The organism is bacterium Scap17, assembly GCA_013376735.1.
Classification (GTDB): domain Bacteria; phylum Pseudomonadota; class Gammaproteobacteria; order Pseudomonadales; family Halomonadaceae; genus Cobetia.
This window is the reverse complement of record VINJ01000001.1, coordinates 3,374,904-3,397,064: the sequence shown is the minus strand read 5'-3', so window position 1 is coordinate 3,397,064 and position 22,161 is coordinate 3,374,904. Positions and strand designations below refer to the sequence as shown.

Genomic DNA, 22,161 nt, shown 5'->3' with positions numbered 1-22,161 from the left:
ATCGGTGGCATCGACATCACCGACGCCAGCACCACGCCGGTCGAGATCACCACCGACGAAGGCACCCTGACCGTGACCGGCTATGACGCCGACACGGGCACCGTGACCTATAGCTACGTCGAGGATGGCGAGACCGAGAATCACACTGCCGGCGACATCACCGACAGCTTCACCGTCGTGGTCACCGATATCACCGGGCAGAGCAGCACTGACAGCCTGGATATCGCGATCCTCGATACCGCGCCGGAGGCCAAGGCTGACGCGCGCAACATCGGCGAAGACACCACCACGGCCCTCGACGGCAACGTCATCGACGGCGCCAACGACACCGCCGACACCATTGGCGCGGATGCCACCACGGTCACTGACGTCGACGGCAGTGCCGTCACGGCAGATGCCGCTGCGGTCGTCACCGGCAGCTACGGCACGCTGACGCTCGAAGCCGACGGCAGCTACAGCTACGTGCTCGACAATGCCAATCCGGCCGTGCAGTCGCTGGACGACGGTGAGTCACTGACCGACGTCTTCAGCTACACCATCACTGATGCCGATGGCGATACCTCCAGCACCACGCTGACCATCACCGTCGACGGCGCCACCGATGGCGCACCGACGATCTCCTCACTGGATGATCAGTCGGTCACCGAAGCCACCGGCGGCACCGTCACCGACACCTTCACGGTCGCGGCCACCGCCGGCGTTGCCGCTGTCACCATCGGTGGCATCGACATCACCGACGCCAGCACCACGCCGGTCGAGATCACCACCGACGAAGGCACCCTGACCGTGACCGGCTATGACGCCGACACGGGCACCGTGACCTATAGCTACGTCGAGGATGGCGAGACCGAGAATCACACTGCCGGCGACATCACCGACAGCTTCACCGTCGTGGTCACCGATATCACCGGGCAGAGCAGCACTGACAGCCTGGATATCGCGATCCTCGATACCGCGCCGGAGGCCAAGGCTGACGCGCGCAACATCGGCGAAGACACCACCACGGCCCTCGACGGCAACGTCATCGACGGCGCCAACGACACCGCCGACACCATTGGCGCGGATGCCACCACGGTCACTGACGTCGACGGCAGTGCCGTCACGGCAGATGCCGCTGCGGTCGTCACCGGCAGCTACGGCACGCTGACGCTCGAAGCCGACGGCAGCTACAGCTACGTGCTCGACAATGCCAATCCGGCCGTGCAGTCGCTGGACGACGGTGAGTCACTGACCGACGTCTTCAGCTACACCATCACTGATGCCGATGGCGATACCTCCAGCACCACGCTGACCATCACCGTCGACGGCGCCACCGATGGCGCACCGACGATCTCCTCACTGGATGATCAGTCGGTCACCGAAGCCACCGGCGGCACCGTCACCGACACCTTCACGGTCGCGGCCACCGCCGGCGTTGCCGCTGTCACCATCGGTGGCATCGACATCACCGACGCCAGCACCACGCCGGTCGAGATCACCACCGACGAAGGCACCCTGACCGTGACCGGCTATGACGCCGACACGGGCACCGTGACCTATAGCTACGTCGAGGATGGCGAGACCGAGAATCACACTGCCGGCGACATCACCGACAGCTTCACCGTCGTGGTCACCGATATCACCGGGCAGAGCAGCACTGACAGCCTGGATATCGCGATCCTCGATACCGCGCCGGAGGCCAAGGCTGACGCGCGCAACATCGGCGAAGACACCACCACGGCCCTCGACGGCAACGTCATCGACGGCGCCAACGACACCGCCGACACCATTGGCGCGGATGCCACCACGGTCACTGACGTCGACGGCAGTGCCGTCACGGCAGATGCCGCTGCGGTCGTCACCGGCAGCTACGGCACGCTGACGCTCGAAGCCGACGGCAGCTACAGCTACGTGCTCGACAATGCCAATCCGGCCGTGCAGTCGCTGGACGACGGTGAGTCACTGACCGACGTCTTCAGCTACACCATCACTGATGCCGATGGCGATACCTCCAGCACCACGCTGACCATCACCGTCGACGGCGCCACCGATGGCGCACCGACGATCTCCTCACTGGATGATCAGTCGGTCACCGAAGCCACCGGCGGCACCGTCACCGACACCTTCACGGTCGCGGCCACCGCCGGCGTTGCCGCTGTCACCATCGGTGGCATCGACATCACCGACGCCAGCACCACGCCGGTCGAGATCACCACCGACGAAGGCACCCTGACCGTGACCGGCTATGACGCCGACACGGGCACCGTGACCTATAGCTACGTCGAGGATGGCGAGACCGAGAATCACACTGCCGGCGACATCACCGACAGCTTCACCGTCGTGGTCACCGATATCACCGGGCAGAGCAGCACTGACAGCCTGGATATCGCGATCCTCGATACCGCGCCGGAGGCCAAGGCTGACGCGCGCAACATCGGCGAAGACACCACCACGGCCCTCGACGGCAACGTCATCGACGGCGCCAACGACACCGCCGACACCATTGGCGCGGATGCCACCACGGTCACTGACGTCGACGGCAGTGCCGTCACGGCAGATGCCGCTGCGGTCGTCACCGGCAGCTACGGCACGCTGACGCTCGAAGCCGACGGCAGCTACAGCTACGTGCTCGACAATGCCAATCCGGCCGTGCAGTCGCTGGACGACGGTGAGTCACTGACCGACGTCTTCAGCTACACCATCACTGATGCCGATGGCGATACCTCCAGCACCACGCTGACCATCACCGTCGACGGCGCCACCGATGGCGCACCGACGATCTCCTCACTGGATGATCAGTCGGTCACCGAAGCCACCGGCGGCACCGTCACCGACACCTTCACGGTCGCGGCCACCGCCGGCGTTGCCGCTGTCACCATCGGTGGCATCGACATCACCGACGCCAGCACCACGCCGGTCGAGATCACCACCGACGAAGGCACCCTGACCGTGACCGGCTATGACGCCGACACGGGCACCGTGACCTATAGCTACGTCGAGGATGGCGAGACCGAGAATCACACTGCCGGCGACATCACCGACAGCTTCACCGTCGTGGTCACCGATATCACCGGGCAGAGCAGCACTGACAGCCTGGATATCGCGATCCTCGATACCGCGCCGGAGGCCAAGGCTGACGCGCGCAACATCGGCGAAGACACCACCACGGCCCTCGACGGCAACGTCATCGACGGCGCCAACGACACCGCCGACACCATTGGCGCGGATGCCACCACGGTCACTGACGTCGACGGCAGTGCCGTCACGGCAGATGCCGCTGCGGTCGTCACCGGCAGCTACGGCACGCTGACGCTCGAAGCCGACGGCAGCTACAGCTACGTGCTCGACAATGCCAATCCGGCCGTGCAGTCGCTGGACGACGGTGAGTCACTGACCGACGTCTTCAGCTACACCATCACTGATGCCGATGGCGATACCTCCAGCACCACGCTGACCATCACCGTCGACGGCGCCACCGATGGCGCACCGACGATCTCCTCACTGGATGATCAGTCGGTCACCGAAGCCACCGGCGGCACCGTCACCGACACCTTCACGGTCGCGGCCACCGCCGGCGTTGCCGCTGTCACCATCGGTGGCATCGACATCACCGACGCCAGCACCACGCCGGTCGAGATCACCACCGACGAAGGCACCCTGACCGTGACCGGCTATGACGCCGACACGGGCACCGTGACCTATAGCTACGTCGAGGATGGCGAGACCGAGAATCACACTGCCGGCGACATCACCGACAGCTTCACCGTCGTGGTCACCGATATCACCGGGCAGAGCAGCACTGACAGCCTGGATATCGCGATCCTCGATACCGCGCCGGAGGCCAAGGCTGACGCGCGCAACATCGGCGAAGACACCACCACGGCCCTCGACGGCAACGTCATCGACGGCGCCAACGACACCGCCGACACCATTGGCGCGGATGCCACCACGGTCACTGACGTCGACGGCAGTGCCGTCACGGCAGATGCCGCTGCGGTCGTCACCGGCAGCTACGGCACGCTGACGCTCGAAGCCGACGGCAGCTACAGCTACGTGCTCGACAATGCCAATCCGGCCGTGCAGTCGCTGGACGACGGTGAGTCACTGACCGACGTCTTCAGCTACACCATCACTGATGCCGATGGCGATACCTCCAGCACCACGCTGACCATCACCGTCGACGGCGCCACCGATGGCGCACCGACGATCTCCTCACTGGATGATCAGTCGGTCACCGAAGCCACCGGCGGCACCGTCACCGACACCTTCACGGTCGCGGCCACCGCCGGCGTTGCCGCTGTCACCATCGGTGGCATCGACATCACCGACGCCAGCACCACGCCGGTCGAGATCACCACCGACGAAGGCACCCTGACCGTGACCGGCTATGACGCCGACACGGGCACCGTGACCTATAGCTACGTCGAGGATGGCGAGACCGAGAATCACGCTGCCGGCGACATCACCGACAGCTTCACCGTCGTGGTCACCGATATCACCGGGCAGAGCAGCACTGACAGCCTGGATATCGCGATCCTCGATACCGCGCCGGAGGCCAAGGCTGACGCGCGCAACATCGGCGAAGACACCACCACGGCCCTCGACGGCAACGTCATCGACGGCGCCAACGACACCGCCGACACCATTGGCGCGGATGCCACCACGGTCACTGACGTCGACGGCAGTGCCGTCACGGCAGATGCCGCTGCGGTCGTCACCGGCAGCTACGGCACGCTGACGCTCGAAGCCGACGGCAGCTACAGCTACGTGCTCGACAATGCCAATCCGGCCGTGCAGTCGCTGGACGACGGTGAGTCACTGACCGACGTCTTCAGCTACACCATCACTGATGCCGATGGCGATACCTCCAGCACCACGCTGACCATCACCGTCGACGGCGCCACCGATGGCGCACCGACGATCTCCTCACTGGATGATCAGTCGGTCACCGAAGCCACCGGCGGCACCGTCACCGACACCTTCACGGTCGCGGCCACCGCCGGCGTTGCCGCTGTCACCATCGGTGGCATCGACATCACCGACGCCAGCACCACGCCGGTCGAGATCACCACCGACGAAGGCACCCTGACCGTGACCGGCTATGACGCCGACACGGGCACCGTGACCTATAGCTACGTCGAGGATGGCGAGACCGAGAATCACACTGCCGGCGACATCACCGACAGCTTCACCGTCGTGGTCACCGATATCACCGGGCAGAGCAGCACTGACAGCCTGGATATCGCGATCCTCGATACCGCGCCGGAGGCCAAGGCTGACGCGCGCAACATCGGCGAAGACACCACCACGGCCCTCGACGGCAACGTCATCGACGGCGCCAACGACACCGCCGACACCATTGGCGCGGATGCCACCACGGTCACTGACGTCGACGGCAGTGCCGTCACGGCAGATGCCGCTGCGGTCGTCACCGGCAGCTACGGCACGCTGACGCTCGAAGCCGACGGCAGCTACAGCTACGTGCTCGACAATGCCAATCCGGCCGTGCAGTCGCTGGACGACGGTGAGTCACTGACCGACGTCTTCAGCTACACCATCACTGATGCCGATGGCGATACCTCCAGCACCACGCTGACCATCACCGTCGACGGCGCCACCGATGGCGCACCGACGATCTCCTCACTGGATGATCAGTCGGTCACCGAAGCCACCGGCGGCACCGTCACCGACACCTTCACGGTCGCGGCCACCGCCGGCGTTGCCGCTGTCACCATCGGTGGCATCGACATCACCGACGCCAGCACCACGCCGGTCGAGATCACCACCGACGAAGGCACCCTGACCGTGACCGGCTATGACGCCGACACGGGCACCGTGACCTATAGCTACGTCGAGGATGGCGAGACCGAGAATCACACTGCCGGCGACATCACCGACAGCTTCACCGTCGTGGTCACCGATATCACCGGGCAGAGCAGCACTGACAGCCTGGATATCGCGATCCTCGATACCGCGCCGGAGGCCAAGGCTGACGCGCGCAACATCGGCGAAGACACCACCACGGCCCTCGACGGCAACGTCATCGACGGCGCCAACGACACCGCCGACACCATTGGCGCGGATGCCACCACGGTCACTGACGTCGACGGCAGTGCCGTCACGGCAGATGCCGCTGCGGTCGTCACCGGCAGCTACGGCACGCTGACGCTCGAAGCCGACGGCAGCTACAGCTACGTGCTCGACAATGCCAATCCGGCCGTGCAGTCGCTGGACGACGGTGAGTCACTGACCGACGTCTTCAGCTACACCATCACTGATGCCGATGGCGATACCTCCAGCACCACGCTGACCATCACCGTCGACGGCGCCACCGATGGCGCACCGACGATCTCCTCACTGGATGATCAGTCGGTCACCGAAGCCACCGGCGGCACCGTCACCGACACCTTCACGGTCGCGGCCACCGCCGGCGTTGCCGCTGTCACCATCGGTGGCATCGACATCACCGACGCCAGCACCACGCCGGTCGAGATCACCACCGACGAAGGCACCCTGACCGTGACCGGCTATGACGCCGACACGGGCACCGTGACCTATAGCTACGTCGAGGATGGCGAGACCGAGAATCACACTGCCGGCGACATCACCGACAGCTTCACCGTCGTGGTCACCGATATCACCGGGCAGAGCAGCACTGACAGCCTGGATATCGCGATCCTCGATACCGCGCCGGAGGCCAAGGCTGACGCGCGCAACATCGGCGAAGACACCACCACGGCCCTCGACGGCAACGTCATCGACGGCGCCAACGACACCGCCGACACCATTGGCGCGGATGCCACCACGGTCACTGACGTCGACGGCAGTGCCGTCACGGCAGATGCCGCTGCGGTCGTCACCGGCAGCTACGGCACGCTGACGCTCGAAGCCGACGGCAGCTACAGCTACGTGCTCGACAATGCCAATCCGGCCGTGCAGTCGCTGGACGACGGTGAGTCACTGACCGACGTCTTCAGCTACACCATCACTGATGCCGATGGCGATACCTCCAGCACCACGCTGACCATCACCGTCGACGGCGCCACCGATGGCGCACCGACGATCTCCTCACTGGATGATCAGTCGGTCACCGAAGCCACCGGCGGCACCGTCACCGACACCTTCACGGTCGCGGCCACCGCCGGCGTTGCCGCTGTCACCATCGGTGGCATCGACATCACCGACGCCAGCACCACGCCGGTCGAGATCACCACCGACGAAGGCACCCTGACCGTGACCGGCTATGACGCCGACACGGGCACCGTGACCTATAGCTACGTCGAGGATGGCGAGACCGAGAATCACACTGCCGGCGACATCACCGACAGCTTCACCGTCGTGGTCACCGATATCACCGGGCAGAGCAGCACTGACAGCCTGGATATCGCGATCCTCGATACCGCGCCGGAGGCCAAGGCTGACGCGCGCAACATCGGCGAAGACACCACCACGGCCCTCGACGGCAACGTCATCGACGGCGCCAACGACACCGCCGACACCATTGGCGCGGATGCCACCACGGTCACTGACGTCGACGGCAGTGCCGTCACGGCAGATGCCGCTGCGGTCGTCACCGGCAGCTACGGCACGCTGACGCTCGAAGCCGACGGCAGCTACAGCTACGTGCTCGACAATGCCAATCCGGCCGTGCAGTCGCTGGACGACGGTGAGTCACTGACCGACGTCTTCAGCTACACCATCACTGATGCCGATGGCGATACCTCCAGCACCACGCTGACCATCACCGTCGACGGCGCCACCGATGGCGCACCGACGATCTCCTCACTGGATGATCAGTCGGTCACCGAAGCCACCGGCGGCACCGTCACCGACACCTTCACGGTCGCGGCCACCGCCGGCGTTGCCGCTGTCACCATCGGTGGCATCGACATCACCGACGCCAGCACCACGCCGGTCGAGATCACCACCGACGAAGGCACCCTGACCGTGACCGGCTATGACGCCGACACGGGCACCGTGACCTATAGCTACGTCGAGGATGGCGAGACCGAGAATCACACTGCCGGCGACATCACCGACAGCTTCACCGTCGTGGTCACCGATATCACCGGGCAGAGCAGCACTGACAGCCTGGATATCGCGATCCTCGATACCGCGCCGGAGGCCAAGGCTGACGCGCGCAACATCGGCGAAGACACCACCACGGCCCTCGACGGCAACGTCATCGACGGCGCCAACGACACCGCCGACACCATTGGCGCGGATGCCACCACGGTCACTGACGTCGACGGCAGTGCCGTCACGGCAGATGCCGCTGCGGTCGTCACCGGCAGCTACGGCACGCTGACGCTCGAAGCCGACGGCAGCTACAGCTACGTGCTCGACAATGCCAATCCGGCCGTGCAGTCGCTGGACGACGGTGAGTCACTGACCGACGTCTTCAGCTACACCATCACTGATGCCGATGGCGATACCTCCAGCACCACGCTGACCATCACCGTCGACGGCGCCACCGATGGCGCACCGACGATCTCCTCACTGGATGATCAGTCGGTCACCGAAGCCACCGGCGGCACCGTCACCGACACCTTCACGGTCGCGGCCACCGCCGGCGTTGCCGCTGTCACCATCGGTGGCATCGACATCACCGACGCCAGCACCACGCCGGTCGAGATCACCACCGACGAAGGCACCCTGACCGTGACCGGCTATGACGCCGACACGGGCACCGTGACCTATAGCTACGTCGAGGATGGCGAGACCGAGAATCACACTGCCGGCGACATCACCGACAGCTTCACCGTCGTGGTCACCGATATCACCGGGCAGAGCAGCACTGACAGCCTGGATATCGCGATCCTCGATACCGCGCCGGAGGCCAAGGCTGACGCGCGCAACATCGGCGAAGACACCACCACGGCCCTCGACGGCAACGTCATCGACGGCGCCAACGACACCGCCGACACCATTGGCGCGGATGCCACCACGGTCACTGACGTCGACGGCAGTGCCGTCACGGCAGATGCCGCTGCGGTCGTCACCGGCAGCTACGGCACGCTGACGCTCGAAGCCGACGGCAGCTACAGCTACGTGCTCGACAATGCCAATCCGGCCGTGCAGTCGCTGGACGACGGTGAGTCACTGACCGACGTCTTCAGCTACACCATCACTGATGCCGATGGCGATACCTCCAGCACCACGCTGACCATCACCGTCGACGGCGCCACCGATGGCGCACCGACGATCTCCTCACTGGATGATCAGTCGGTCACCGAAGCCACCGGCGGCACCGTCACCGACACCTTCACGGTCGCGGCCACCGCCGGCGTTGCCGCTGTCACCATCGGTGGCATCGACATCACCGACGCCAGCACCACGCCGGTCGAGATCACCACCGACGAAGGCACCCTGACCGTGACCGGCTATGACGCCGACACGGGCACCGTGACCTATAGCTACGTCGAGGATGGCGAGACCGAGAATCACACTGCCGGCGACATCACCGACAGCTTCACCGTCGTGGTCACCGATATCACCGGGCAGAGCAGCACTGACAGCCTGGATATCGCGATCCTCGATACCGCGCCGGAGGCCAAGGCTGACGCGCGCAACATCGGCGAAGACACCACCACGGCCCTCGACGGCAACGTCATCGACGGCGCCAACGACACCGCCGACACCATTGGCGCGGATGCCACCACGGTCACTGACGTCGACGGCAGTGCCGTCACGGCAGATGCCGCTGCGGTCGTCACCGGCAGCTACGGCACGCTGACGCTCGAAGCCGACGGCAGCTACAGCTACGTGCTCGACAATGCCAATCCGGCCGTGCAGTCGCTGGACGACGGTGAGTCACTGACCGACGTCTTCAGCTACACCATCACTGATGCCGATGGCGATACCTCCAGCACCACGCTGACCATCACCGTCGACGGCGCCACCGATGGCGCACCGACGATCTCCTCACTGGATGATCAGTCGGTCACCGAAGCCACCGGCGGCACCGTCACCGACACCTTCACGGTCGCGGCCACCGCCGGCGTTGCCGCTGTCACCATCGGTGGCATCGACATCACCGACGCCAGCACCACGCCGGTCGAGATCACCACCGACGAAGGCACCCTGACCGTGACCGGCTATGACGCCGACACGGGCACCGTGACCTATAGCTACGTCGAGGATGGCGAGACCGAGAATCACGCTGCCGGCGACATCACCGACAGCTTCACCGTCGTGGTCACCGATATCACCGGGCAGAGCAGCACTGACAGCCTGGACATCGCGATCCTCGATACCGCGCCGGAGGCCAAGGCTGACGCGCGCAACATCGGCGAAGACACCACCACGGCCCTCGACGGCAACGTCATCGACGGCGCCAACGACACCGCCGACACCATTGGCGCGGATGCCACCACGGTCACTGACGTCGACGGCAGTGCCGTCACGGCAGATGCCGCTGCGGTCGTCACCGGCAGCTACGGCACGCTGACGCTCGAAGCCGACGGCAGCTACAGCTACGTGCTCGACAATGCCAATCCGGCCGTGCAGTCGCTGGAAGACGGTGAGTCACTGACCGACGTCTTCAGCTACACCATCACTGATGCCGATGGCGATACCTCCAGCACCACGCTGACCATCACCGTCGACGGCGCCACCGATGGCGCACCGACGATCTCCTCACTGGATGATCAGTCGGTCACCGAAGCCACCGGCGGCACCGTCACTGACACCTTCCAGGTGGAAGCGGATGCCGGCATCGCCAGCGTCACCATCAATGGCACGGATATCACTACGGCGTCAGTGGATAACCCCATCGTGATTCCGGGCGCGACTGATGACGAAGGCACGCTGACCATCACGGGCTACGATTACGGCACCGTGTCCTACACCTATGTGGAGGATGGTACGGCTGCGGATCACTCGGCTGGTGACGATAGCGTGTTCGACAACTACGCCGTGGTCGTCACTGACCTGGCTGGGCAGAGCACCAGTGACAGTCTTGATGTCAAGATTCTGGATACCGCGCCTGTCGCCAATGACGATACCTACACCATTCGCGAAGATGATACGTCTCCGGATGGTGAACCGGTGATCAACACCAATGTCATTTCGAGTGTTGTCGGCGGCGGACAGGATGAGCTGGGCGCTGATGGCGTGACCATCACGCATCTCGATGGCACTTCACTGGTAGACAATGAGGGCAGCGTTACCGTCGATGGCAGCTACGGTAGCTTGACCCTCAATACCGATGGCACCTTCAGCTATGACCTGGATGATGTACGTGCCCAGGCGTTGGGAGCGGGTGATCTGGTCAAGGAGGAGTTCGAGTACACCATCCTCGATGCGGATGGGGATTCGGATACCGCTGTCATCACCATCAATGTCCAGGGCTTGAACGACAAGCCAGTGGCCTATGACGATGGCCCGATTCTGGTCGAGGAAGATACTCCGGTCAGCGGCAACGTCCTGAGCAATGACGTCGACGCCGATGGTGATGAGTTGAGCGTCGTCAGCTTCACTGTTGACGGCGATACATACGACCCGGGCGAGACAGCGGATCTTGGCGAAGTCGGCACACTGCTTATCAATGCCGATGGTACCTTCACCTTCACGCCCGGCGAGAATTACAACGGTCCGGTACCTGACACCACCTATGTGATCACGGATGGCACCGAAGTTGATGAAGCCATTCTCAGCTTCCAGGATGTCACGGCGGTCGATGATCCGGTTGTCATCAGTGCAGATGATGGGGCAGTGGCCGAAGATGGTGTGACACAAGCTTCAGGTACGCTGACCGCAACCGATGTCGATAGTGACGCCCCGACGTTCACGCCGGCCACTGACGACAGCAGTCTCTACGGTACCTTCGCTGTCGATGCCGACGGTAGCTGGACCTATACGCTGGATAACGACACTGCCGCTGTGCAGGGGCTGACATCTGCCGACACGATCAATGAGCAGTACATCGTGCAGCTCAGCGATGGTTCCACCACGACAGTGGATATCGTGATCACCGGTACTGATGATGCTGTGCCGGTCATCAGTTCACTGGAAGATCAGTCGGTCACCGAAGCGACAGGAGGTACTGTCACCGATACCTTTACCGTGAAAGCTGCGGCAGGTATTGCGGCAGTGACAATCGCTGGTGTGGATATCACGGACGCCAACACCGCACCGGTAGTGATCTCCAAGCCAGATGGCGAAGGAACGCTGACCGTTACTGGCTATGATGCCGACACCGGAGTGGTCTCCTACAGCTATGTGGAAGATGGCACTGCGGCTGATCATGCCGGTGGCGATGACAGTGTCATTGACGACTTCGCTGTCGTGGTGACGGATCTTGCCGGTCAGAGCACCACATCCAGTCTGGATGTCACCGTTCTGGACACCGCGCCGATCGCCAACGCTGATACCCGCAGCATGAACGAGAATCGTAGTGCTGCCGTTACCGGCAACGTGGTGGACGGCTCATTTGCGACGGCGGACACCCTGGGGGCCGATGCGGTCACCGTCACCGCCGTCACTTCTGGATCAGAAACCGTCACGGTGAGCGATGGCGCGGCGGCCGTGATCACGGGTGAGCACGGCGAGCTGACCCTGGCGGCGGATGGCTCCTACAGCTACCAGTCAGCACGCGACGACCTGCAGTACCTGGCGGTCGGTGAGTCGGTCACGGATGTCTATACCTACGTGATCACGGATGCTGACGGTGATACCTCCAGCACCACTCTGACGATCACCATCAATGGTCGCAACGACGGCCCGGCGATCAGTGTCAGCAGTGGCGACAGTACCGCCGCCAGCCTGACGGAGACGGATTCACCGCTGAGTGCCAGCGGGACTCTGTCGGTGGATGACGTGGATCTCAGCAACAGCGTGACGCCGAGCGTCACCGGCGTCTCCAGTGCTGGAGACACCGGTACGCTGGACAACGATGACCTGCTTGCGCTGCTGGGAGTGGACACCGGCGCCATCATCGATGACGAGAACACGGAAGGGACGCTCAACTGGACCTTCGACAGCAGCGCTGCCGGGGAAAGCTTCGACTACCTGTCTGCAGGCGAGTCACTGGTCCTGACCTACACCGTCACTGTCACGGATACGGCAGGAGCGACAGCTACCCAGGATGTCACCATTACCATCCAGGGGACGAACGATGCCCCGGTGGTGACGGCGACTGAAGGCCGTGTCAGTGAAGAAGGGCTCGAAGGCGGTATCGCCGACAGTGATGCGGCTGATGGCTTCACGGATACCACCGATGCCACCACAGTCACCGGTACGGTTTCCGTCACGGACGTCGATAGTGACAGCGTGTCGCTGGTATTGACGGCTCCTGCCACGGCCATCACCTCCGGTGGCAGTGCGGTGGCCTGGTCCGGCAGCGGTACCCAGTCAATGGTGGCAACCGATGTTGATGGCAATGAAGTCGCGACGGTGACCATCGATGACAGCGGTGCCTATACCTTCACTCTGAGTCAGGCGGTCGATCACTCGGGTGATGGGGAAGATGTCCTGTCTCTGGACTTCGGTGTGCTCGCAACGGATAGCGAAGGCGCAAGCTCCACCGGCACGCTGACCATCGGCATCGAGGATGATGCCCCCGAGCAACAGGAAGCGCAGAGCTTCTCGTCCACCCTGGTGGATACCAATCTCACTATCGTGCTGGATGTGTCCGGCTCCATGGGGGAGGACGATGGCATAAATGGTGAGACTCGCCTTCAGAGCGCTATCGACTCGATCAAGACCTTGATCGGGGCATACGACGATTTCGGTGATGTTCGTATCAATCTCGTGACGTTCTCGACAGTGGCTACAGCGCAAGATGCTTGGCTGAGTGTCGATGAAGTCGTGGAGATCCTGGACGATCTTGTGGCGGCTGGTGTCACTAACTATGACTCCGCTTTGGCTGCAGCTATGGAAAACTATTCACAAGATGGGGCATTGGAAAATGCGCAAAGCATTTCCTACTTCTTCTCTGATGGTAGCCCCAACTATGGCGATGGCGACTCCAACCAGCTCGATGTTCTCGTCGGAAACACCGTCTACTACAGCGATAGAGGAATTTCTCCGCAAGAAGAGGAAATCTGGACTGACTTCCTGGTTGAAAATGGTATCAAGTCTTACGCAATAGGTTTGGGTGACGGTGTCACCGAGTCCAATCTTGATCCGATCGCCTATGATGGCTCTGCAGTTGAGAACCTCGACAGCACAGTCGTGACCAGCTTCGAGGATCTGGACGATACGCTTGCTGCCACGGTCCAATCACCTGTCAGCGGTCAGCTGGTATCAGGCAGTTCCGTGGACGGCAGTCTGTTGGGAGCGGATGGCGGTTATCTGCAATCGGTCACTGTGGATGGCACGACCTACAGTTATGACCCGGATACCAATGCTGTTTCTGCCACCGGCACCGACAACAGCAGCTACGATGCAGGCAGCCTGGAGTTGACCATCTCGACGGAACTGGGTGGCAGCATGCTGTTCAATCTGGGGACCGGTGATTTTTCCTATACGCCGCCGGACAATGTCAGTGAGCGTTCCACGGACAGCTTCGATTACGTCACAGTCGACAATGATGGGGATACCAACGCCTCAAGTGTCAGCATCGATGTCGACAAGCTGTCGGTCCTGATCGGGACCTCCGGTAACGAAACTCTAACAGGCGATGGCGATGGCCCGTTCTATGCGGACTATCTTATTGGCCAAGGCGGCGATGACACCTTGAGTGGAGGTGTAGGCAGTGATCGTCTGGAAGGCGGCAGTGGCAACGATACGCTGAGAGGCGGCACCGGCAACGATATCCTCTCTGGTGGTGAGGGTGATGACCTTCTGGTCGGAGGTACCGGCAATGACATCCTGACCGGCGGCGATGGTGCTGACACCTTCCAGTGGCTGAGTGGTGATGACATCAATAGCGAAGGCGGCATGGCGACGGATACCATCACCGACTTCAGTGTCGCGGATGGCGATGTCATCGATCTGTCTGATCTGCTGGAGGCTGATGAGGATGCCGATACGCTCTCGAGCTTCCTACACTTCGAGTCAGATGGAGAGGGTGGCACCAATATCGAGATCAGTGTCGATGGATCCAACGGCAGCAATATCACGCAAGAGATCAATCTGCGTGATGTCGACCTGACATCAGGTGGCGACACGGATACGCAGATCATTCAATCTCTGCTCGACAGCAACAGTCTCAAGACGAATGTTGACGGCTGAATCGATGTGGTAGGGGAGATGGCTTAGGCTATCTCCCCTTGCTGTATTAGATTTTGCCGTAGATACATCTGCGAAGTGCCCTACTAAGGAGGACAGGTTGAGCGATCAACCCACGCCATTAAGACCGGAGCCTGTTGGCGAGAGGGAGGGCGATCCCCTTCTCAATGCGCTGGTCTTCATGGCGCGTTACCACGGCAATCCCAGATCTGCAGCAGTGCTGGTCGATGGTCTTCCCATGGAGGAAGGCCGTCTTCCCCTGGCACTTGTCAGTCGTGCCGCGGCACGTGCCAATCTGAGTGCCAAACTGGTCAACCAGCAGATCACGGCCATCAGCGACATGTTGATGCCGTGCATTCTCATACTCAAGGAAGAGCGTGCTGTCGTCTTGCTGGAGGTCGACAACGACGCAGGCAAGGCCAGGATTCATCAGCCTGAGGCCGATGGTGATGAGCTGGTGGACATCGAGTCACTGGTTGAGCGTCATGATGGGCGTGTCGTCTATCTCAAGCAGGAGCACCGCTTTGATGAACGCGCCCCGGAAACGCTCAAGCAGAGTGATGGTCATTGGTTCTGGTCAACGCTGAAGCTGTCGCGGCCGATCTATCGTGACGTGATTCTGGCGTCGATATTGATCAACCTGTTTGCCGTGGCATCGCCACTGTTCGTGATGAACGCCTATGACAAGGTCGTGCCCAATCTGGCCTTCAACACGCTGTGGGTCTTGGCGACGGGCATGGCGATCATCATGGTGTTCGACTTCGTGATGCGCCAGACGCGTGCCTACTTCATGGATACGGCGGGCAAGAAGTCCGAGGTGTTGCTGACCTCGAAGCTCTTCTCCAAGACCATGAACTTGCGGATGGAAGCGCGACCCGGCTCCGTCGGTGGCTATGTGAAGCACTTGCAGGAGTTTGATTCGATCCGCGAGTTCTTTACTTCCGCAACCCTGACCACCCTGGTCGATCTACCGTTTGCCCTGCTGTTCCTGCTGGTGATCTGGATCGTGGCGGGGCCATTGGTTCTGGTGCCCTTCGCCGCGCTCGTGATCCTGCTCGTCTACAGTCTGGCGATCCAGAAACCGCTGCGCAGCAGCATCGAGCAGGGGTCGCGCCTGGCGACGGAGCGCAATGCGCGCCTCGTCGAAGCCGTCTCCGGCCTTGAGAGCCTCAAGCTGGCCAATGCTCAGGGGGAAACCCAGCGTCGGTATGAACGGGCCGTCGGGCAGATCGCGCATTGGGGGGTGAAAAGCCGCAACCTGACGACTTCTGTCAGCTCGCTGAGCATGTCGCTGACACAGGCCACCACGGTGGCGCTGGTCGTGTTCGGGGTCTATCTGATCGCGGATGCACGCCTGTCTGTCGGTGGTTTGATCGCCGCGGTCATGCTGTCCGGGCGTGCGTTGCAGCCGCTGGGACAGTTGGCGTTGTTGATCACGCGCATCGGCCAGACTCGCAGTGCGATGAGTGCGCTTGAGCAGATCATGGCATTGCCGGAAGAGTCGGAAGATCGTCGTTACGTTCACCGCGAGCACCTGCAGATGCGTATCGAATTCGATCGCGTCGGCTTTGCCTATGCGCCGAATACGCCGCCTGCCGTGTCGGATATCTCACTGACCATCGAACCAGGTGAGAGGATCGCGATCATCGGGCGTATCGGCGCTGGCAAGAGCACTTTGCAGCGCCTTGTCTCTGGTCTGTATCGTGCCACAACTGGCAGTGTTCGCATTGATGGGCTGGATCTCAATCAGCTGCATCCCGCCGACGTACGTCGGCATATCGGCCATGCGGGCCAGGACAGTGCACTGTTCTTCGGCTCCATTCGCGACAACATCACCCTCGGCCAACCACACGCCAGTGATGTACAGGTCGAACTCGCGGCTGATGCCTCCGGCGTGACCGAATTCACTCGTCATCACCCTGAAGGACTGGATCGTCAGGTGGGCGAGGGTGGGCGCATGCTCTCCAGCGGTCAGCGTCAGACGGTCTTGCTGGCACGCGCACTCTTGATGCGTCCCCCGCTCTTGCTGCTCGATGAGCCCGGTTCGCACATGGATAACCGCGCCGAGCTGCGGCTGCGCAGAATGCTCAAGTCCCTGCCGCGCAGTCAGACGCTGGTGCTGGTCACCCACAAGAGCAGCATGCTCGAGGTGGTAGACCGCGTCATCGTCATGGAAGGAGGGCGCATTGTCGCCGATGGCCCCAAGCAGCAGGTGCTGAGCGCCCTGAATGAAGGCCGTGTCGCCGGGCGCAAGCAGGAGGTGAATCGTGGCTAAGGCACCGATTGAGCAGCGTGATCTTCACCATCTCGACGATGTCAGTTCAGCCGTCTTGCTGGCGACCCCCTGGAAGTCGCGCATCCTGATCTGGATGGTGCTCGCATTCGTGGCCATCTTCATCATCTGGGCCAGCCAGGCGAGTCTGGAGGTCGTCACGCGCGGCTCCGGCAAGGTCGTGCCCTCGACGCACCTGCAGGTTGTACAGAACCTGGAAGGCGGTATCGTTCGCGAGATCTATATCAAGGAAGGTCAAGTCGTCTCGGCGGGGGAGCCACTGCTGCGCATCGACGATACCAGTGCAGGTTCCGATCTGCGTGAGCGTGTCTCGACCCTCGATGGCCTGCAGGCCACCATCATGCAGTACGACACCGAGCTTGAGTCCATCGAGGTCAACGCCTCCGCGGATGCCTGGAAGGATCAGGTGATCGTGAAGAATATCGAGTTGCCCTTCGATGAAGAATTCAAGGCGCGCAGTCCCGCTCTGGTCTCGCGTGCGATGACGGCCTATCGCACGCATCTGAATCAGCTCAACAGTGGCCTCAATGGCGCGCGTGAACAGATTCTGCAGAAGGAGCAGGAGTTGCGTGAGTTGAGATCGCGCATCAACAGCCTCGAGCGCAGCTATCAACTGTCACGTCGCGAGCTCGGCATGACGGCCCCGCTGGTGCGTGAAGGCGTGGTCTCTCAGGTAGACCTTCTCAAGATCCAGCGTGAGGTCAACGACCTGCGGGGTGATCTTGAATCGGCGCGCCTGGCCGTGCCGGGCAAGCAATCGGAGTTGGATGAGGCCATCTCGAATCGGGTCGGCGTCGCGCAGGAATTCCGCTCACGTGCTGCGGAAGAGCTCGCCAAGACCCAGGCGGATCTGGGTCGCTTGCGTGAGGGGCGCACCAGTCTTCAGGACCGACTCGATCGTACTTTGGTGACATCTCCGGTTCAGGGCGCCATCAAGACGCTGAATATCAATACCATAGGCGGCGTCATCGAGCCCGGGGAAGACCTGATGGAGATCGTTCCCATCGAGGATCAGCTGCTGGTTCAGGCGCGAGTCGCTCCCAAGGACATCGGCTTCCTGAGAATCGGGCAGCCGGCCGTCGTCAAGTTATCTGCCTACGACTTCACCATCTACGGTGGGTTGGAAGGCAAGGTCGATCAGATCAGTGCGGATACTGTGCAGGATGAAGAAGGCAACAGTTTCTACGAGATCAAGGTGCTGACGGAGCAGAACCACCTTGGCAGTGACTCGGATCCGCTCACGATCATCCCGGGCATGCAGGCCAGCGTCGATGTGATCACTGGCAATCAGACCGTACTGCAATATTTGATGAAGCCGATTCTGCGCGCCAGGCAAGGTGCCTTGCGTGAACGTTGATCAAGGATTTGATGGATTCGAGGGTAACACATAATGAAAAAGACACTCTTGGCGTTGAGCATCGCCGCAGGGATGGGGTTTGGCGTTCAGGCTTCGGCTGCGACTCTTGAAGAAGCCGTATCCCGAGCGGTAATGGAAAACCCGCGCACGCGCGTTCAGGTTTCACGTCACATCCAGCGACTCGAAGAAGCGGAAACCCAGCGCGGGGCGTATCGCCCGACGGTGGATCTGACCGGTCGTCTGGGTTATGGAAAGTTCGACTCCGAAGATGACGGCGTCAATGATGATGACGACTGGCACGATTACACGCGCCTTGATCTGACCATCCGTCAGCTGCTCTGGGACGGCAACACGACAATCGAGCGCATCCGCCAGGCCGAGACAGAAGCGGACTACCAGCGCCTGCAGGTCGCGGCCGAGGCCAATGACATCGCGCTGGATACGGCCGGTGCCTATCTGCAGGTCATGCGTGATGAGCTGATTCTCAAGTATGCACAAGCCAATCTCGAGGCTCACCGTCGCATCTCGAATGATATCGGGCGGCGTGCGGAATCCGGCCTTGGTGCGCGCAGTGACGTGCGTCAGGTGGATGGTCGTCTGGCCAATGCCGAAGCCAGCGTGCTGTCATCGATCAACAATCTCGAGGATTCCCGCTCTGCCTATCTGCGTCTGGTGGGGGAGATGCCGTCGGACCTCAGCATGCCGGGTATCGACACCAGCCTGCTCAGCGAGGATGTCGAGAGCGCCTACGTGCAGGCCAATCAGCGCAACCCGCTGTTGGCGGCAGCGCGGGTCTCCATTGACGCTGCGCGCCATGAAGTGAACGCCGAGAAGGGTGATAACTACCCCGAGTTCAGTCTCGAGGGCAATCGCACGCTGGACAATGATTATGACCAGGACAAGAGCAAGTCAGACGACTGGAGCGTCGAACTGGTCATGCGCTACAACCTGTATCGTGGTGGCCGCGATCAATCCGAGATCCGCGGTCGTCAGGCAGCGCTGGAAGCGGTCGAGCACGACAATGATCGCGTGATACGCGATGTGCGTGACGAGATTCGTCTGGCATGGAATGCCCGCGAAAACCTCAAGCGCCAGATCGATTACCTGGAAAGTTATGTGCGTGCCGCGACCGATACCCGCGAGAGTTATCGCAAGCAATTCGATATCGGGCGCCGCACATTGCTGGACCTTCTGGATAGCGAGAGTGAGCTGTTCACCTCTCAACAGAACCTGATTCGCGCCCGTTTTGATCTGGAAACCGCCAACTATCGCCTGCTGTCGGCGACCGGTGCTCTGCTGGATTCCATGAGTGTTGCCGTCCCCGTCCAACAACAGGGCTAAGCCACCCACGGCGCTCCCGCACCCTGGATGCGTCGTTGCCATGCTGATGGTTGATGAGGAAATCAGATGAGTCTTTCGCGCCGCCTGTTTACCTTGATGTTGCTGGTATTGTTGGGGTTCTCCCTCGGTATCTTCTTCATCCAGGTCAACAACACCCGTGATGCACTGGCCGAACGACAACGCGTCGAACTCTCGAATCTCGCCCAGAGCTTGAGTCTCGCGCTGGTGCCACATGTAGAGCTTGGCGATGCCGCCAGTGCCGAAGCCTTGATACGTGCCACGGTGGATGGTGGCCATGTGCGCGATGCCAGGCTGGAGAGCGTGGCCGTCGCGACGCCCATCGTTTTCAATGTCGTGCGCGAGAGCCTGGCACCCGAGTGGTTTCGTGACCTGATCCCCATGCCGGTGGAATCGGCGAGCCGCGAGCTGCCCGGTGGTTGGGCGTCGCTGGGCACGATCAGCCTGACCGGCGAATCTGCCCAGGGCTATGACCAGCTCTGGCAGCTGGCCAAGCGTCTGGCGCTGTGGCTGCTGCTGGGCGGCCTGATCACGCTGCTGGTTGCCTCGTTGGTCATGCGCCGTCTGCTGCGCCCGCTGGAGCGCCTTTCGTCTCGCCTCAATGAGATGGAGACGCAGCGCTTCGACGCGCCGCTGGAGGAGACCAGCGTGGCGGAGCTCAAGGGCATTACCTCGGCGGTCAATCGTCTGGGACAGCGCCTTCAGACCCAGTTCGAGGCTCAGGCCGCGCAGCTGGCGCGTCTGCAGCGCCAGGCGGAAGAAGACTCGGTATCGGGGCTTGGCAACCGCGGCTATTTGAACCGAGCGGTCGATGAGTGGCTGAGCGAGCCGATGGGCGGCAGCTTCGCGCTGCTGCGCGTGTCGCATATCGAGGTGGTGTATCGCGAGCAGGGCTACAAGGGGCGTGATGCCCTGGTGAAAGCCATTGCGCGCAAGCTGGAAGATCGTGAACTGGCGGGTGAGGCGATCATCGCCGCGCGCTTGGCCAATAGTGATTTCGGTCTGTTGCTGCCGGAAACTGATGAGACTCGACTTCAGGAATTTCTCACGCTATTGGCGGAGGATATCGACCACCTGCTGGATGCCAATCCGCTGGTGGATATTCCGCCGGAGAACTGTGCCCTTGGTGCCGTTCGGCGTGAGCCGGGCATGCAGCGTACCCAGATGTTTGCCGTTGCAGATGCCACGCTTCGTCAGGCCATCGAGCTGGGATCTAGCGTCGAGCTGGCCCCTGCGGGTGGCCGTGCACGTCCGCGAGGCGAATGGCGCGAGATCATCGAAAAGGCTCTGGACGCCCCCAAGGGGCTCGATTTCGTTGCTCAGCCGGTGTTGCTCAATGATGGTGGCGAGCTTCACCGCGAGCTGTTTGCCCGTCTGCGCGATGGCAATGAACTGCATCGCGCGGGTGACTTCCTGCCCGTGATCCGCCATTTCCGCATGGGGGCGCAGTTCGATCTGCGCGCTCTGGAGTGGCTGGCCTCTTATATCGATAGGATTGAAGTGCCAAGACTGGCGCTCAACCTGACCGAAGAAACCTTCGACGATGAAGCCAGTTATATTGGTCTGCTCAACTGGTTGGCGGCGCATCCGCGCCTGAGCAAGCGTCTGGATATCGAGGTGTCCGAAAGCATCGCCCTCAGGCATCAGGAGCGTATCAAGATGCTGTTCCGACATGCTCGTCGACTGGGTGCGCGGGGCGGCATCGACCGCTTCGCCCGAGAGCTGAAGGAGCTCAGCTATCTGTCGGCACTGCGGCCTGATTACGTCAAGATCGACCAGGCGTTCTTCAAGCGCGAAGATGTCGACACCGAGCTGTTGCAGAGTCTGTGCATGACGGCGCATCAGGTCGAGTCGCAGGTCATCGTGACCCGCGTCGAGTCCGAGGCGGATCAGGAGCGGGCGATGTCGCTGGGCGCAGATGGCTATCAGGGCTTCGTGTCACCGGCAGTCGATGTCATGGCAAGGCTTGCCAGTCCAGCAGAAGATATGCCTCGCTAAG

General features: G+C 62.0%; 6 protein-coding genes and 16 pseudogenes. 21 read left to right on the top strand and 1 reads right to left on the bottom strand.

Annotation, left to right across the window (positions count from 1 at the left end; all coding sequences use genetic code 11):
• The 16 pseudogenes from FLM52_14385 to FLM52_14310 all read left to right on the top strand — a co-directional run bounded on the left by FLM52_14385 (position 1) and on the right by FLM52_14310 (position 13,923).
• Positions 1 to 651: pseudogene (locus tag FLM52_14385) on the top strand (hypothetical protein).
• A gap of 63 nt (positions 652 to 714) precedes the next feature.
• A pseudogene (locus FLM52_14380) lies at positions 715 to 1,365 on the top strand (hypothetical protein).
• Positions 1,366 to 1,428: 63 nt separating this feature from the next.
• Positions 1,429 to 2,079: pseudogene (locus FLM52_14375) on the top strand (hypothetical protein).
• Between the two features lie 63 nt (positions 2,080 to 2,142).
• Positions 2,143 to 2,793: pseudogene (locus FLM52_14370) on the top strand (hypothetical protein).
• Between the two features lie 63 nt (positions 2,794 to 2,856).
• Positions 2,857 to 3,507 (top strand): annotated as a pseudogene (locus FLM52_14365) (hypothetical protein).
• Positions 3,508 to 4,107: 600 nt separating this feature from the next.
• Positions 4,108 to 4,935 (top strand): annotated as a pseudogene (locus FLM52_14360) (hypothetical protein).
• 63 nt (positions 4,936 to 4,998) lie between these two features.
• Positions 4,999 to 5,649, top strand: a pseudogene (locus tag FLM52_14355) (hypothetical protein).
• Between the two features lie 63 nt (positions 5,650 to 5,712).
• Positions 5,713 to 6,363 (top strand): annotated as a pseudogene (locus tag FLM52_14350) (hypothetical protein).
• Between the two features lie 63 nt (positions 6,364 to 6,426).
• A pseudogene (locus tag FLM52_14345) lies at positions 6,427 to 7,077 on the top strand (hypothetical protein).
• A 63-nt stretch (positions 7,078 to 7,140) separates the two neighbouring features.
• Positions 7,141 to 7,791 (top strand): annotated as a pseudogene (locus tag FLM52_14340) (hypothetical protein).
• A 63-nt stretch (positions 7,792 to 7,854) separates the two neighbouring features.
• Positions 7,855 to 8,505, top strand: a pseudogene (locus FLM52_14335) (hypothetical protein).
• 63 nt (positions 8,506 to 8,568) lie between these two features.
• Positions 8,569 to 9,219 (top strand): annotated as a pseudogene (locus tag FLM52_14330) (hypothetical protein).
• A gap of 63 nt (positions 9,220 to 9,282) precedes the next feature.
• Positions 9,283 to 9,933, top strand: a pseudogene (locus FLM52_14325) (hypothetical protein).
• A 600-nt stretch (positions 9,934 to 10,533) separates the two neighbouring features.
• Positions 10,534 to 11,682: pseudogene (locus FLM52_14320) on the top strand (hypothetical protein).
• A 948-nt stretch (positions 11,683 to 12,630) separates the two neighbouring features.
• Positions 12,631 to 13,137: pseudogene (locus FLM52_14315) on the top strand (hypothetical protein).
• A gap of 198 nt (positions 13,138 to 13,335) precedes the next feature.
• A pseudogene (locus FLM52_14310) lies at positions 13,336 to 13,923 on the top strand (VWA domain-containing protein).
• 704 nt (positions 13,924 to 14,627) lie between these two features.
• On the opposite strand, the gene FLM52_14305 reads toward FLM52_14310, so the two are convergent.
• Positions 14,628 to 14,846, bottom strand: coding sequence for a hypothetical protein (locus FLM52_14305; GenBank protein NVN56940.1), 219 nt, complete (start codon positions 14,844 to 14,846; stop codon positions 14,628 to 14,630).
• Between the two features lie 16 nt (positions 14,847 to 14,862).
• On the opposite strand from FLM52_14305, the gene FLM52_14300 reads away from it, so the two are divergent.
• From FLM52_14300 to FLM52_14280, 5 genes are all read left to right on the top strand, one after another.
• On the top strand, positions 14,863 to 15,156 hold the full coding sequence (locus FLM52_14300; GenBank protein ID NVN56939.1) for a type I secretion C-terminal target domain-containing protein: 294 nt from the start codon (positions 14,863 to 14,865) through the stop codon (positions 15,154 to 15,156).
• 178 nt (positions 15,157 to 15,334) lie between these two features.
• Entirely contained in the window at positions 15,335 to 17,428 is a 2,094-nt protein-coding gene (locus FLM52_14295) for a type I secretion system permease/ATPase (GenBank protein NVN56938.1), read from the top strand.
• Positions 17,421 to 18,803 (top strand): HlyD family type I secretion periplasmic adaptor subunit, encoded by a 1,383-nt coding sequence (locus tag FLM52_14290; GenBank protein ID NVN56937.1) that lies wholly within the window; start codon positions 17,421 to 17,423, stop codon positions 18,801 to 18,803. Before FLM52_14295 ends, FLM52_14290 begins: the two co-directional genes overlap by 8 nt.
• Positions 18,804 to 18,836: 33 nt before the next feature.
• Positions 18,837 to 20,144, top strand: coding sequence for a TolC family outer membrane protein (locus tag FLM52_14285; GenBank protein NVN56936.1), 1,308 nt, complete (start codon positions 18,837 to 18,839; stop codon positions 20,142 to 20,144).
• A 66-nt stretch (positions 20,145 to 20,210) separates the two neighbouring features.
• Positions 20,211 to 22,160: an EAL domain-containing protein gene (locus FLM52_14280; protein ID NVN56935.1), complete on the top strand. Its 1,950-nt coding sequence runs from the start codon at positions 20,211 to 20,213 to the stop codon at positions 22,158 to 22,160.
• Position 22,161 lies beyond the last annotated feature (1 nt).

Coding starts and splice junctions, on each gene's coding strand:
- FLM52_14305 (NVN56940.1), bottom strand. CDS start 14,846: ATGTCATCACCACTCAGCCACTGGAAGGTGTCAGCACCATCGCCGCCG.
- FLM52_14300 (NVN56939.1), top strand. CDS start 14,863: ATGGCGACGGATACCATCACCGACTTCAGTGTCGCGGATGGCGATGTC.
- FLM52_14295 (NVN56938.1), top strand. CDS start 15,335: ATGGCGCGTTACCACGGCAATCCCAGATCTGCAGCAGTGCTGGTCGAT.
- FLM52_14285 (NVN56936.1), top strand. CDS start 18,837: ATGAAAAAGACACTCTTGGCGTTGAGCATCGCCGCAGGGATGGGGTTT.
- FLM52_14280 (NVN56935.1), top strand. CDS start 20,211: ATGAGTCTTTCGCGCCGCCTGTTTACCTTGATGTTGCTGGTATTGTTG.